Here is a 13372-nt window from a genome sequence, read left to right on the forward strand (position 1 = left end):
GCTCGCGCTGACGTCACAAAAAGGCCCAAGCGAATCAACTGCATCTCGAAGCCGCCCCTTCAAGGTCACCTGCTCACGCCACACGCCGCCAACCGCGAAACCTCACCAAACCATCTCGCTGCCGCCTGCGCCGCCTCTACAGCGTCAGGCCTTGCCTCGCTGACCCAGGCAACGATGCCGTCCGGTCGCAGCAGCAACGCGGTCAAGCCCAGCGCGTTCTTTGCGCTGCAGGCGAGGTAGTCAACTCGGGTTGGCCAGCCGCTGGCACACGCCTCCAGCGTGGCATCGGCGGCGAAATCCAGCAGGAGGCCTTTGCCGCCTTTCAGGTACGCACCCAGCCTGGTTCCATCGCTGAATTCGAAGTCAGGGGCACTGCGACCGACCAGCGGGTGCGCACCGCCGAGCTCGTAGCGAAGCGACAGGCCCCAGACGCGCTCGGCAAAGTAGGTCGCGCCATCGGGCGTGTCCATGAGGTCCCGGACGATGGCTTCGAGTGCGCGGGTGCTGCGGCTCGGCCGCATGAGCGCGACCTGGGCGCGCGACGCATCGAGCACCTGCGATGCCACGGGATGTCGTTCTGCGAAGTAGGTGTCGAGCAAGCACTCGGGCGCATGGCCACGGATCACGCTGGCGAGCTTCCATCCGAGATTCATCGCATCCCCTAGACCCAGGTTCAGGCCTTGGCCGCCCAAGGGGGAATGGATGTGGGCCGCGTCGCCGGCCAGCAGGACCCGACCGCTGCGATAGCACGTCGCCTGACAGCTTCGATCGGTCCAGGTGGTCGCGAGCCGCAGGTCGGCCACCGTGACGTCCGTGCCTGAAACACGCCGCAGCACGGACTGGACATGTGCCAGCGTGATCGACCCTGTCCGGTGGAAGGCACCGCCGTCGAAATCGACCATGGCGATGGTGCCGGGCGCCTGGTAGGTGTACATGCCCGTGGGGGTGTACCGACGACCGGCGGCGAGCTTTTCGGGATCGGCCAGCGCGACCTCCACGGAGTAGCCGGTGAACTCGGCGTCGGTTCCGATGAACTCGAAGCCGGCGAGCTTGCGCACCCTGCTTCGGCCGCCGTCGCAGCCTACAAGCCAGCGCCCGCCGAGCGTCTGGCCGCCGGCGCGAACACTCACCCCGTCGCTCGGCTGCACGACGCCCTCGACCGCAAGGCCTCGCCTGATCTCGGCGCCCATCGCAAGGGCACGGGCGGACAACACGGTCTCGATGCGCTCCATGGTGGTGGCCGTGTGGGTGCCGGCGGGACCCGGCAGGCGATACCGCCACCGGGACGGCTCGACCTTGTCCAGGGAGAACGGAATGCCCGCGAAGTGGCCGCCAGGTCGACCACCTTGGTGCATCCCATGAGCAGTCGGAACGCTGGAAGCGCCCGCCCGATCCGGCGCAGCTGGGCGCTGCGCGATGTCGTCCAGCAAGCCGCGGCGGTATAAGGCTTCGATGGTGGGGGCGGACAGGCCGCGCATGCCGAAGGGCAGCCGCTTCAACGGCGTGTCGGGGCTGTCGGCTCGCTCCAGCACCACCACTGTGGCGCCCACCAGGCGAAGCTCGCAGGCCAGGAACAAACCGACAGGCCCTGCGCCCGCAATCACGACATCGCAGGTCTTCGAATCTCGCATCGACGGCTCCTTGTGCGTCGTTCGACCGGAGCGGTTGTCGATTCGAAACCGCACGGACGAACAGAAGGGATGCGTGGGCATCCCGGGTTCGTCGTGGGGCCTCGTGCAGGACGCAGAGGCAGAGCTTTCGTCTCCGAAAGGACCTGGGCTTACCGAACCAAGTCCGCCTTTTTCGACAGGCCCGCACTTTAGCATCGGCCGCGCCACGCGGTTCATCCGTCGTCGCAGGCGTGTTCCAGCCACAGGAGCGGCATCCACGCTTATTCGTTTTCCTTCCAAGCTTGCTACCAATGGGCGCAAAGGGCGGCGTGAATCGGGCCTCTGCGCGGCCAGAATCAGGGTTTTCCATGACGAGCGCAGCGCGTGCCCGCAGGCGCCCGTCGGCACCTTGCCGGCAAGCTTCCCGATGACCCAAGAAATTCGCCTCAATGCGTTCATGATGAATTGCATTGGGCACCTGGCCCCCGGCCAGTGGCGCGGCGCCCAAGACCGGTCGACCCGCTACCTCGATCCCAATTACTGGATCGACCTGGCCACCCTGCTCGAGAAGGGCCTGTTCGATACCCTGTTCCTCGGCGACGTGATCGGTGTCTACGACACCGACGGCGACTCCCCGGACGCGGCCCTGCGCCACGCCGCGCAGGTGCCGATGAACGATCCGTTCCCGCTCATTCCGCTGATGTCGCACGCCACCCGCCACCTGGGTTTCGGCGTCACGGCCTCGGTCACCTATGAGCCGCCGTACCTGCTGGCGCGACGCCTGACGACGCTGGACCACCTGACGCAGGGGCGCGTCGCATGGAACATCGTGACCTCCTACCTGCGCAGCGGTGCGGCGAGCCTGGGCCACACGGCGCTGGTCCCGCACGACGAGCGCTACGACCGCGCCGACGACTTCCTCGCGCTTTGCTACAAGCTGTGGGAAGGCAGTTGGGAAGAGGGCGCGGTGGTGCGCGACGCGCGGCGCGGCCTCTACGCCGACCCGGGCCGCATCCACGCGGTGTCCCATGACGGGCCTTACTTCCAGTCGCACGGCGTCTACCAGTGCGAGCCCTCGCCGCAGCGCACGCCGCTGCTGTTCCAGGCGGGCGGCTCGGCACGCGGCACGCTGTTCGCGGCGCGCCATGCGGAGTGCATCTTCGTGGGCGCGCCGACGCGCGAAGGCGTGCGCCGCACGGTCGCGGACATCCGGCGGCAACTGGAACTGCAGTGCCGCGCCGCCGACAGCGTGCGCATCTTCGCCATGTTCACGGTCATCGTCGATGCGACGTCGCAACGGGCGCAGTCGCGTTTCGAGGCCTACCGCGCGCATGCCGAGCACGAGGGCGCGCGGGCCCTGCTCTCGGGCTGGACGGGCGTCGACCTGTCGCGCTACCAGTCGCAGGACACGCTGAGCTACGTCGACACCGAAGCCGGGCAGTCGGCGCTGGCGTCGTTCAGCAAGCTGGACCCGCGGCGCACCTGGACGGTCCAGGACGCGGTGGACTTCGTCGCCATCGGCGGGCGCGGGCCGGTGGTCGTGGGCAATGCCCAGGACGTCGCCGACGAACTGCAATCGTGGGTCGAGGAGACCGGCATCGACGGCTTCAACCTGGCCTATGTCGAGTCGCCCCGGACCTTCGAGGACATCGTCGAATTCCTGATCCCCGAGCTGCAGGCGCGCGGCGCCTACAAGAAGTCCTACGCGGCAGGAACCTTGCGCGAGAAGCTGCTCCAGCAAGGCCCCGTGCTGGCCGCCAGCCACACCGGTGCCACCGCCCGCCGGCGCACCTGAACACCGACCCTCGGCGGCCGCGCGCCGCCGACTTTTCATCCCTCCGACATCTTTTCGAAAGCATTGCCATGCCCAGAGTTTCCGAACTCGACCCCGCTTCCTTCGACCCGCAGTTCAAGGACCTGTTCGAGCGTTTCACCGGTGGCGGCGCCACCTTTGCCGACCAGTTCTCCGTGATGGCGCATGTGCGCCCCGCGGCCGAGCACCTGTTCTCCATGCTGCTCGAACTCAAGGCGCGCGAGGGCGTGTCCTATCGCTACGTCGAGATGGCGATCGTGGTGGTGTCGCTGCTCAACCAGTGCACCTACTGCGTCGACAACCATGCGCCGCGCCTGTCGGTGGAGGGCATCTCGCGCGAGGGCGCATTGAACCTGCTCGACTTCGCCGAGCACCCCGAGCTGACGCCGGTCGACAAGGTGGTGGTCGAGTACGCGATCGCGGTCACGCAGGCACCGCAGCGCATCCGCGACCAGCTCATGACCCGTCTTCGCACGCATTTCAGCGAGGCCCAGGTGGTCGAGCTGACGCTGCGCATTTCCCTGTGCGGTTTCTTCAACCGCTTCAACCAGGCCCTGCAGATCGGCGAGGAGCACGACGCCGTGCCGGCCGCCGAGCTTTCGTCCCCGAGGAGTATCTGATGTCCCGCTTCCAACCCCTTTCGCGCCGTGCCGCGCTGGCACTCGCCGCCGGCAGCCTGGCACTGCTGGCCGCGCCGCATGCGGCCCTGGCCCAGTCGTCCGCGGAGCCGATCCGCATCGGCGTGCTGGTGCCGCTGAGCGGTGGCGGCGGTGCCTACGGCGCCGGCATGGCGGACGCCGCGAAGAAGGCGGCCGAGTACATCAACACCGAAGCCGGCGGCGTGCTCAACGGCCGCAAGCTCGAGATCGTGATCGAGGACGACGAAAGCAACCCGACGGCCGGCGTGGCCGCGACGCGCAAGCTGCTCGAGGTGTCGAAGGTCTCGGCCATCGTCGGCCTGTGGAGCAGCGCGGTCGCCATGGCGGTCAAGCCGCTGACCATCGAGAAGGGCATCCCGTTGCTGGTGACCGGCTCGGGCGACGAGGTCACGCAGGGCGACAACAAGGGCCTGGTCTGGCGCTTCCAGGCCACCGGGCGCGACTGGGGCCAGGTCTTCGCGCGCGCCGTGGCCAAGGACGGTGCACGCAAGGCCTCGCTGCTGGTGCTGCAGACGCCGTTCACGCTCAGCATGGTCCAGCCCTTCGTCAACGAGTTCAAGAAGGGCGGCGGCGAGATCCTCGACATCGTCTACTACAACCCGAACCAGCCCTCGTACCGCGCCGAGGTCGAGAAGGTGTTCGCGAAGAACCCCGATGCGGTGTTCCTGCCCAGCTACCTGCCCGACCTCTCCGCTGTCACGCGCGAGGTCTACCGTGGCGGCTTCACCAGCAGGATCTACGCGAACTCTTCGGCCGCGGATGCGGAAGGCGCCTTCGTGAAGAACGTCGGCAAGGCCGTGGCCGAGGGCATCCATCACGTGCAATCGATCCCGCCCAAGGACTCGACCGCCTACAAGACCTTCGCCAGCCGCGCGGGCATCGCACCGAACACGCTGTCGATCTTCCCGTCCAACGTCTGGGACGAGATCTCGGTCCTTGCGCTGGCCATCGAGAAGTCGGGCAGCGCCGACCCCAAGGTCTTCGCCAAGTCGATCCTCCAGGTGGCCAACGGTGTCGGCACCAAGGTCGAGAACCCGGTCGACGGACTCAAGGCCCTGCGCGCCGGCAAAGCCGTGGCCTACAGCGGCGCCGGTTCGCAGTTCACCTTCACCCCGACGGGCGACCAGCTCAACCGCGAGTTCGGCCACTTCGTGATCCGCAACGGCGTGAACGAACTGGTGGACGTGCTCAAGTAATGGGGGCTGCAGTCATCGCACGCCAGGCCGCTGCGCCGGCCGCGCAGGCCCGCCTGGTCGCGCGGGACGTGTCCCTGGCCTTCGGTGGCGTGGCCGCCCTGCGCAATGCCACGCTGGCCATCGCGCCCTCGGTCATCACCGGCATCGTGGGGCCCAACGGCGCCGGCAAGTCGACCCTGTTCAACGTGCTGGCCGGCACGCTCAAGCCCGACCAGGGGCAGGTGCTGTTCGACGGCGAGGACATCACCGGGCTGGCCGTGCACCGCCGGGCGCGGCGCGGCATCGCGCGCACCTTCCAGCTGTCGCGCGAGCTCGACAGCCTCACGGTGCTCGAGAACCTGTTGCTGGCCGCGCCCGACCATCCGGGCGACACCATGCGATCGGTGTTCTTCGGGCGCGGCAAGGTCCGTCGTGCCGAGGCGCAGGCCACCGAGCGCGCCGTGGCCCTGCTCGACCGCGTGCGGCTGACCCGGTTGCTCGACGAGCCCGCGGGCAGCCTGTCGGGCGGCCAGAAGAAGCTGCTCGAACTGTGCCGTGCGCTGATGCGCGACCCGGAGGTCATCCTGCTGGACGAACCGGCCGCGGGCGTGAACCCGGCGCTGATCGACGAGCTGGTCGACTTCATCCGCACGCTGCGCGACGAAGGCATGACCTTCGCCATCGTGGAGCACAACATGGAAATGATCGCCGCGCTGTGCGACACCGTCTATGTGCTGGCCGAAGGCACGGTGTTGACGCAGGGCAGCTTCGCCGACGTCACGGCCGATGCGCGCGTGCAGCAGGCCTACCTGGGAGGCTGAATGACCGCATCGCTTTCGATCGAGAACCTTCACGCCGGCTACCACGGCAAGAACATCCTGCATGGCGTCGCGCTGGAACTGCCCGCGGGCGGCGCCCTGACCATCATCGGCCCGAACGGGTCCGGCAAGTCGACCCTGCTCAAGGCGGTGGTGGGCCTGCTGCCGCCCTCGGAGGGCCGCCTGCTGCTCGCCGGGCAGGACATCAGCCGGCTGGACGCGCCCGCGCGGGCGCAACGCGGCATGGCCTACGTGCCGCAGGAGAACAACGTGTTCCGCAACATGGACGTGGCGGACAACCTGCGCATGAGCGGCGAGTTCCTGCAGTCCGCGCGCGCCGCATCGCCGCTGCGCGCGCGCATGGACGCCATGCTCGAACTGTTCCCCGAACTGCGGCCGCACCTGCGAACCTCCGCGGGCCTGCTCAGCGGCGGCCAACGCCAGATGGTGGCGATGGCGTCCGCGCTCATGCAATCGCCGGCGCTGCTGGTGCTCGACGAGCCCTCGGCCGGCCTGTCGCCGCGCAATGCCGAGCTGCTGTTCGTGGCCATCCACCGCATCCGCCAGACCGGCGTCACGTTGCTGATGATCGAGCAGAACGTGCGGCTGGGCCTGTCGGTGGCCGACACCGGCCTGGTGCTGGTGGCCGGCAAGGTGCGGCGGCTGGGTGCCGCTGCCGAACTTGCGGCTGACCCCGGCCTGCACCACCTCTACCTGGGAAGCGGCCAATGATGCAGCTCTTGTTCAACGGCCTGGTCTCGGGCATGTTGGTGGCCTTGCCGGCGTTGGCGCTGGCCCTCACGTTCAGCGTGCTGCGCTTCGCCAACTTCTCCATCGGCGCCATGCTGACCGTCGGCGCCTACCTGATCTACTGGTGCAACACGGCCCTGGGCCTGAGCCTGCCGTGGGCCGCGGTCGTGGGCACCGGCCTGGCCGCGCTGCTGGCGGCCGCGATCGACTTCGTGGTGTACCGGCCCCTGCGCGACCGCTCGACGATCACCTTGCTGGTGGCCTCGATGGGCGTGTCCTTCGTGCTGGAGAACGCGGTGAGCTTTCTTGCGGGCAACACCCCGGTCGGCTATGCGGTCGACGTGGCCCGCCCGCTGCGCTGGGCCGGGCTGCGGGTCAATCACGAGCAGTTGCTGGGCGCGGCGGTGAGCCTGGCCAGCCTGCTGCTCATCGGCCTGATCTTCGGCTACACCCGGCTCGGCCGCGCCATGCGGGCGGTGGCCGACAACCCGTCGCTGGCGGCCACGCGGGGCGTCTCGCGCCAGCGTGTGGTCACGATCACCTGGCTGCTGTCGGGCGCGCTGGCCGCCATCGCGGGCATGCTGATCGGGCTGGACACCACGCTCGACCCGCAGATGGGCTGGAACTACGTGCTGCCGGTCTTCGCGGCGGCGATCCTCGGTGGGTTGACCCATCCGCTGGCGGCCATTCCGGGCGCACTGGTGATGGGCGTGTTCGCCGAACTGGCCACGCTCGTGCTGCCGCCGCACTACCGCACGCTGGTCGCCTTCGGGGTGCTCAGCCTGCTGCTGGTGGTCCGGCCCTCCGGGCTGCTGGGTAGCAAATGGGTGCAGAAATGACCACGTATCTCTTCTCCATCCTCGTGCTCGTGACCATCGCCAGCCTGGCGGGCCTGGCGCTCAACATGCAGTGGGGCCTGACGGGCCTGGTCAACTTCGGCCTGTTCGGCTTCTACATGCTGGCCGCCTACCTGTGCGCGCAGCTGGCGACGCAGCTGCACTGGAACCCGTGGCTGGCGATGCTGGCCGCCGTTGCATTGACGGCCCTGGCCAGCGCGCTGGTGAGCCTGATCTCCATCCGCCTCTCGGAGGATTACCTGGCGATCGTCACGCTGGGTTTCGCCGAGAGCCTGAAGCTCGTGATCACCCACGAGTCCTGGCTCACGCGCGGCAGCCTGGGCATCTCCGCGATCCCGCGGCCGGTGGAGAACGACACGGCCTTCCTGCTGCTGGCGGTGCTCCTGCTGGCGCTGGTCTTCGCGGTGTTCGAACTCGTGGCGCGCTCGCCGCTGGGGCGCACCGCACGCGCGCTGCGCGACGACCCGGTGGTGGTCGCGACGCTGGGCAAGAACGTGCTCGGCATGCGGCTCAAGCTCTTCGCACTGGGCGGCGCCGCCGTCGGCGTCGCGGGCTGCCTGCATGCCTTCTACTACCGCTACATCGACCCCACGCAGTTCGGTCCGATCATCACGGCCTATGCCTTCATGGCCGTCATCATCGGCGGGCGGGGCAGCCATCGCGGCGTGCTGCTGAGCGCGGGCACGGTGATCCTGCTGCTGGAAGGCACGCGCTTCCTCAGCGACTACGTCTCGTGGCTGAGTCCCAGCCAGCTGGCCTCGCTGCGCCTGATGCTGATCGGCGTGGGATTGATCCTGATGCTGATCTACCGGCCGCAGGGGATGACGCGCGAGTACCGGTTGCGCAGCCGGCGGCCGGACTGATCGCGCGCCGCCGACGTCGTCGAAGAGGCGCGGGCAGAATAGGGCGGGTGAATTCCGCACCTTCCTTTCTCACCGCCACCACCGACGCCGACGCGCGCCGCCTGCTCGCGCAGATCGATGCGCGCGCCATCTCTCACGATGCCGAGCACGAAGGCGTGCGCGTGCGCTGGCGCCGCTTCGGCCCCGACAGTTCGACGCTGCCGCCGCTGGTGCTGCTGCACGGCGGCCATGGCAGCTGGATGCACTGGCTGCGCAACATCGAGGCGCTGTCGGCCGAGCGCGCGCTGTGGCTGCCCGACATGCCGGGCTTCCACGACTCCGGCGTGCCACCGGCACCGGCCGCGGGCGAAGCCGCGATCGACCCGCTGCTGCGCGCGCTGGGCGGCACGCTCGACACGCTGATCGGCGTGGGCACCGTGATCGACCTCGGCGGCTTCTCCTTCGGCGGTTTGACCGCGGCGCAGTTCGCGGCCCGCCGCGGTGCGGTGCGCCGGATCGCGTTGATGGGCAGCGGCGGCCATGGCACGCTGCGCCGCATGACGGTCGAGATGATCAACTGGCGCGCCGCACCCGACCGCGCAGCGGAGATCGCCGCACTGCGCCACAACCTGGGTGCCCTGATGCTGCACGACCCCGCCGCGATCGATGCGCTGGCCTTCGCAATCCACGACATCTCCTGCCACGGCACGCGCTTTCGCAGCAAGGACGTCTCGCTCGCAGGCGGCCTGCAGGCGGCGCTGGCCACGCACGACGGTCCACAGCTGCTGGTCTGGGGCGAGTACGACGTCACGGCCGATCCGCGCCCGCTGGTGGCCGGGCTGGTCGCCCAGCACCCGCAGCGCCGCGGCGCGGTGATCGACGGCGCCGGGCACTGGGTGCAGTACGAACGCGCCGAGGAGACCAACCGGCTGCTGCGCGAGTTCTTCGGCGCGCCGGACTGACGCGTTTCAGTCCAGCGGGATCGGCATGCCCAGCAGCAGCTGCGCCATGCCCTTGCCCATCGGGTCGGGCCGCAGCGAACTCGGGCCGCCGCCGTCGAGGGCCTCGGTCATGAAGAAGTTGAAGGCATGGAGTCCCGGCACCTCGTAGCGCGTGACCTCGCCGTGCACCAGGTGCGCGAGGTAGGCGCGCACGCGCTCGGGCGTGAGCACGCGGCGCAGCAGGGCCAGGTCCTCGGGGCGCCGCGCGATCACCGCGATGTTCGAGGTGTCGCCCTTGTCGCCCGAGCGGCCGTAGGCCAGCGCGATCAGCGGCACCTGGCGCATCGCTGCGGCGGTCGCCATCAGCGGCGTACTGCCCGGCCCGGCGCTCGGTGAGGCGGCGCTCGGCCGCACCGGCTCGCCGCCACAGGGGATCGCCACGCTGTCCTGGCGATCGCCGATCACCACGCGTGGCGCGGGCAGGCGGTCTTTCGCCACGAGGCAGGAATACAACCGATAGCGTGGTTCCACCGCGGCGCGGCCGTTGAGCGTGAGCGCGCTGCCGCTGGTGGTGCCGGGCGCAAAGGACACGCCCGGCGCGCGCGCCTCGCGCGAAAAGATCTCCAGCGCCTCCTTGCGGGCATGCGTGACTGCGATGCGCGCGATCGCCTCGCGCAGCACGCTGGGCGCGGCGTGCGGGCCGTAGCTGTCCTCGGCACCGAGCACCGTGACCGCGCTGCGTTCGAAATCGCCCAGCCCCTTCTCGTGCAGCAGCCTGCGCACGCGGCCCAGCAGCGCGTCGCCGGTGCGGCGCGCCTTGGTCACGGCCTCGGCGCCGAACACCGAGACCTGCGCGGTGCAGCGCCAGCCTTGTTGGTAGGTCGCGGCCAGCTTGTAGGTCGGCGGCGGCGCCATGCCGCGCGCACCTGCCACGCGCACGCGGTCGGGGCCGGCGGCCACGGCCGTCACCTGGGTGAAGTCGCACACCACGTCGGGCAGCACGTAGCGCGCCGGGTCGCCGACCTCGTAGAGGATCTGCTCGCTGACCGTGGCCGGCGTCACGCAGCCGCCCGTGCCTTCGGGCTTGCAGACCACGAAGCCGCCCTCGGCATCGCATTCGACATATGGGTAGCCGATGTTCTCCCAGTCGGGCACCGAGGCCCAGTCGGTGAAGATGCCGCCCGTGGCCTGGGCGCCGCATTCGAGGATGTGGCCGGCCAGCGAGCCGGCCGCGAGGCGGTCATAGGCCTCGGCGCTCCAGCCGAACTCGTGGATCAGCACGCCCAGCGTGGTGGCGCTGTCGACGATGCGCCCGGTGACCACGATGTCCGCGCCCAGCGCCAGGGCGCGTGCGATCGGCAGCGCGCCCAGGTAGACGTTGGCGCTGTCGATGGCCTCGGGCATGGCCTCGCCGGTGTAGAAGTCGGGCGTCTGCTCGGCCGCCAGCGCGGGCAGCAGCGCCAGGCTGTCGTCGCCCTCGATGAAGGCGACGCGCGGCGCGCAGCCCAACTCCCTGGCGAGCGCCTCGATGGCCGCCGCGCAGCCGCGCGGGTTCAGGCCGCCCGCATTGGCCACCAGCCGGATGCCGCGTGCGAGGCAGCGCGGCAGGATCTCGCGCAGCGTCACCTCGACGAAGTCGCCCGCGTAGCCCAGCGCGGGATTCACCTTGCGCGCCTGGGCGAAGCTCGACAGCGTCATCTCCGCCAGGTAGTCGAACACCAGGTACTGCATGCCCTCGACGTCGACGAGCTGGCGCGGGCCGATCAGGCTGTCGCCGATGAAGGCGCAGGCGCCGCCGATCTTCACGGTCTTGTGGTTCATCGCATCAGTCCAGGGAAATCTGCAGTTGCCGGATCAGGTCGCCGTTGACCTTGGCTTCCTGCGCGATGAAGCGCGCGAATTCCGCGGGCGTGCTGCCCACGGGCTCGGTGCTGATGGCCGCGAGTCGGGTGCGCAACTCGGCGCCCTTCATCACGGTCGCGATCTCGCCGGCCAGCCGCTGCACGATGGCCGGCGGCGTGCGCGCCGGCGCCATCACGCCGGCCCAGGCATAGGTCACGAGCTCGGGATGACCCAGCTCCTTGAGGCTGGGCACCTCGGGCAGCAGCGGCGAGCGGTCCTGCCCGGTCACGGCCAGCGCCGTGAGCTTGCCCGGGCGGATGTGCGGGCCCATGGCCGAGATCGCATCGAACATGAAGCCCACGCGGCCGCTGACCAGGTCGGTGGTTGCGTCGGCCGTGCCCTTGTAGGGCACGTGCATCGTGCCCTTCATGCCGGTGGTGCGCGCGAAGCGCTCGCCCAGCAGGTGCGCGGCCGAGCCCACGCCGCTGCTGGCGAAGCTCTGCGGCGCATTGGCATCGCCGCCCGAGCGCACCAGGTCGTCGAGCGTGCGCAGGCCCGGGCGCGCCGTGACCAGCACCAGCGAGGTCCGCGTGAGCTGCGCGACGGGCGCGAGGTCGGCGGGCTTGTAGGGCAGGCTGCGGTAGAGCGCCTCGTTGTTGGCATAGGCGCCGATCACCACCAGCAGCGTGTAGCCGTCCGGTGCGGCCTTGGCCACGGTGTCGGTGCCCAGGATGCTGTTGGCGCCGGGCTTGTTGTCGATCACCACCGGCTGGCCCAGCCGGGCCGAGACCTCCTTCATGACATCGCGCGCAATGATGTCGGTGTTGCCGCCGGCCGGATAGGGCACCACGACGCGGATCGGCCGGTTCGGGTAGGCCTCCTGCGCGCCGGCCCCTCCGATGCCGACGGTGGCCAGGACGGCGAGGGCTGCAACGCGCAGCGCGCCGCGCGCCCGGTGGGCGGATGTCTTGTGCATGTCTGTTGTCTCCGTTGCCAGCGTCTGGTGCGCCGGGAGAAGACCGGTCGCGTTGCGCTGTGCGGCCCATTATGGAAATCGGCCGGCCGCGCGGCCAGACCTATCATGGGGTTTTGCGATAACGATCTGGAATCGACCGCCGACCCTCCGCCATGCAGCTCAAGGACCTCCAATCGTTCAGGATCGTGGCCGAACTGGGCAACCTGCACAGCGCGGCCGACGTGCTGGGCGTGACGCAGCCGGCCCTGTCCAAGGCCATCCAGCGGCTCGAGACTTCGCTGGGCGTGCGGCTGTTCGAGCGCACGCCGCGCGGCGTGGCACTGACCGCCATCGGCCAGGCGCTGTACGCGCGCAACCTGCGGCTGGGCCAGATGGTCGACGACATGCGCCAGGAGGTGCAGGACCTCAAGACCGGTCAGTCGGGCGAGCTGCGCATCGGCACGGTGCCGGCCGTGGTCGAGTCGGTCGTGACGCCGGTGCTGGCCTCCTTCCTGGGCGCGCCGCGCGATGTGCGCTTCCAAGCGCACGTGCAGCTCAGCGGCGTGCTGATGCACCAGCTCGAGACCGGCCTGCTCGACTTCGCGATCGCCGCGGTGCAGGACCCGACGCCGGCCGCGCTGTCCTGCGTGGTGCTGGGCGAGCAGCAGTCCTTCGTGGTCGCGCGCAAGGGCCACCCCTTGCACCGCCGCCCCTTCACCCTGCAGGACATGGCCAGCCAGCCCTGGGCGCTGCCGCCATCGAACATCGCGTTGCGCGTGTGGGTCGAATCGATGTTCGCCGAAGCGGGCATCGAGATGCCGGCCGCCTTCCTGCAGACCGATGCCTCGCCCGCGGTGTTCGCGCCACTGGTGCGCACCAGCAACCTGCTCACAGTGATGACCGCGGATTCGCTGGGCGCGAGCACCGGCGCGGGCCTCGCGGCCTTGCCCGCGCCGGCCCCGGTGTGGGCGCTGCAGATCGGCCTGTTCTGGCGCCGCAACGCCTACTTCTCGGCCGTGATGAAGGACTTTCGCGACCAGGTGGTCGCGGTGTTCAGTGCGCGCGATGCGGGCCTGGACCGCCAGCCGCCGAAGGCCGGGCGCTGACGGC

Annotated in this window: 12 protein-coding genes; 9 read left to right on the top strand and 3 right to left on the bottom strand. The window is 69.7% G+C overall.

What is annotated here, in order from left to right:
* Positions 1-65 precede the first annotated feature (65 nt).
* A complete protein-coding gene (locus tag K0H49_RS11955) occupies positions 66-1631 on the bottom strand; it encodes an FAD-dependent monooxygenase (protein ID WP_219212328.1) in 1566 nt (521 codons plus the stop codon).
* Between the two features lie 406 nt (positions 1632-2037).
* Here K0H49_RS11955 and K0H49_RS11960 point away from each other — a divergent pair, with 406 nt between their 5' ends.
* The 8 genes from K0H49_RS11960 (at position 2038) to K0H49_RS11995 (ending at position 9486) form a co-directional block, all read left to right on the top strand.
* Positions 2038-3405, top strand: coding sequence for an LLM class flavin-dependent oxidoreductase (locus tag K0H49_RS11960; RefSeq protein ID WP_219212330.1), 1368 nt, complete (start codon positions 2038-2040; stop codon positions 3403-3405).
* A 68-nt stretch (positions 3406-3473) separates the two neighbouring features.
* The gene (locus K0H49_RS11965) at positions 3474-4043 is read left to right on the top strand and encodes a carboxymuconolactone decarboxylase family protein (RefSeq protein WP_219212332.1); all 570 of its coding nucleotides are present in this window, start codon (positions 3474-3476) and stop codon (positions 4041-4043) included.
* Positions 4043-5278, top strand: a complete 1236-nt coding sequence (locus K0H49_RS11970) for an ABC transporter substrate-binding protein (RefSeq protein WP_219212334.1) — start codon at positions 4043-4045, stop codon at positions 5276-5278. The genes K0H49_RS11965 and K0H49_RS11970 overlap by 1 nt, the downstream gene beginning before the upstream one ends.
* A complete protein-coding gene (locus K0H49_RS11975) occupies positions 5278-6078 on the top strand; it encodes an ABC transporter ATP-binding protein (RefSeq protein ID WP_219212337.1) in 801 nt (266 codons plus the stop codon). Before K0H49_RS11970 ends, K0H49_RS11975 begins: the two co-directional genes overlap by 1 nt.
* Positions 6079-6807 carry an ABC transporter ATP-binding protein gene (locus K0H49_RS11980; protein ID WP_219212340.1) on the top strand — a complete coding sequence of 243 codons (729 nt, stop codon included), beginning with the start codon at positions 6079-6081 and terminating at the stop codon, positions 6805-6807. It abuts the gene before it with no gap.
* Positions 6804-7664 (top strand): branched-chain amino acid ABC transporter permease, encoded by an 861-nt coding sequence (locus K0H49_RS11985; RefSeq protein ID WP_219212342.1) that lies wholly within the window; start codon positions 6804-6806, stop codon positions 7662-7664. The genes K0H49_RS11980 and K0H49_RS11985 overlap by 4 nt, the downstream gene beginning before the upstream one ends.
* Positions 7661-8545: a branched-chain amino acid ABC transporter permease gene (locus K0H49_RS11990; RefSeq protein WP_219212343.1), complete on the top strand. Its 885-nt coding sequence runs from the start codon at positions 7661-7663 to the stop codon at positions 8543-8545. Before K0H49_RS11985 ends, K0H49_RS11990 begins: the two co-directional genes overlap by 4 nt.
* Positions 8546-8592: 47 nt before the next feature.
* Positions 8593-9486 (top strand): alpha/beta fold hydrolase, encoded by an 894-nt coding sequence (locus K0H49_RS11995; RefSeq protein ID WP_219212345.1) that lies wholly within the window; start codon positions 8593-8595, stop codon positions 9484-9486.
* 6 nt (positions 9487-9492) lie between these two features.
* Here the strand turns inward: K0H49_RS11995 and K0H49_RS12000 are convergent, their stop codons facing one another.
* Both K0H49_RS12000 and K0H49_RS12005 read right to left on the bottom strand, forming a co-directional pair.
* Positions 9493-11286 (bottom strand): acyclic terpene utilization AtuA family protein, encoded by a 1794-nt coding sequence (locus K0H49_RS12000; protein ID WP_219212347.1) that lies wholly within the window; start codon positions 11284-11286, stop codon positions 9493-9495.
* A gap of 4 nt (positions 11287-11290) precedes the next feature.
* Positions 11291-12283 carry a Bug family tripartite tricarboxylate transporter substrate binding protein gene (locus tag K0H49_RS12005; RefSeq protein ID WP_219212349.1) on the bottom strand — a complete coding sequence of 331 codons (993 nt, stop codon included), beginning with the start codon at positions 12281-12283 and terminating at the stop codon, positions 11291-11293.
* 152 nt (positions 12284-12435) lie between these two features.
* On the opposite strand from K0H49_RS12005, the gene K0H49_RS12010 reads away from it, so the two are divergent.
* Positions 12436-13368: a LysR family transcriptional regulator gene (locus K0H49_RS12010; RefSeq protein ID WP_219212351.1), complete on the top strand. Its 933-nt coding sequence runs from the start codon at positions 12436-12438 to the stop codon at positions 13366-13368.
* Positions 13369-13372: the final 4 nt, after the last annotated feature.

Origin of the sequence: Variovorax boronicumulans, from assembly GCF_019352895.1 — a bacterium.
GTDB lineage: Bacteria > Pseudomonadota > Gammaproteobacteria > Burkholderiales > Burkholderiaceae_C > Variovorax > Variovorax boronicumulans_A.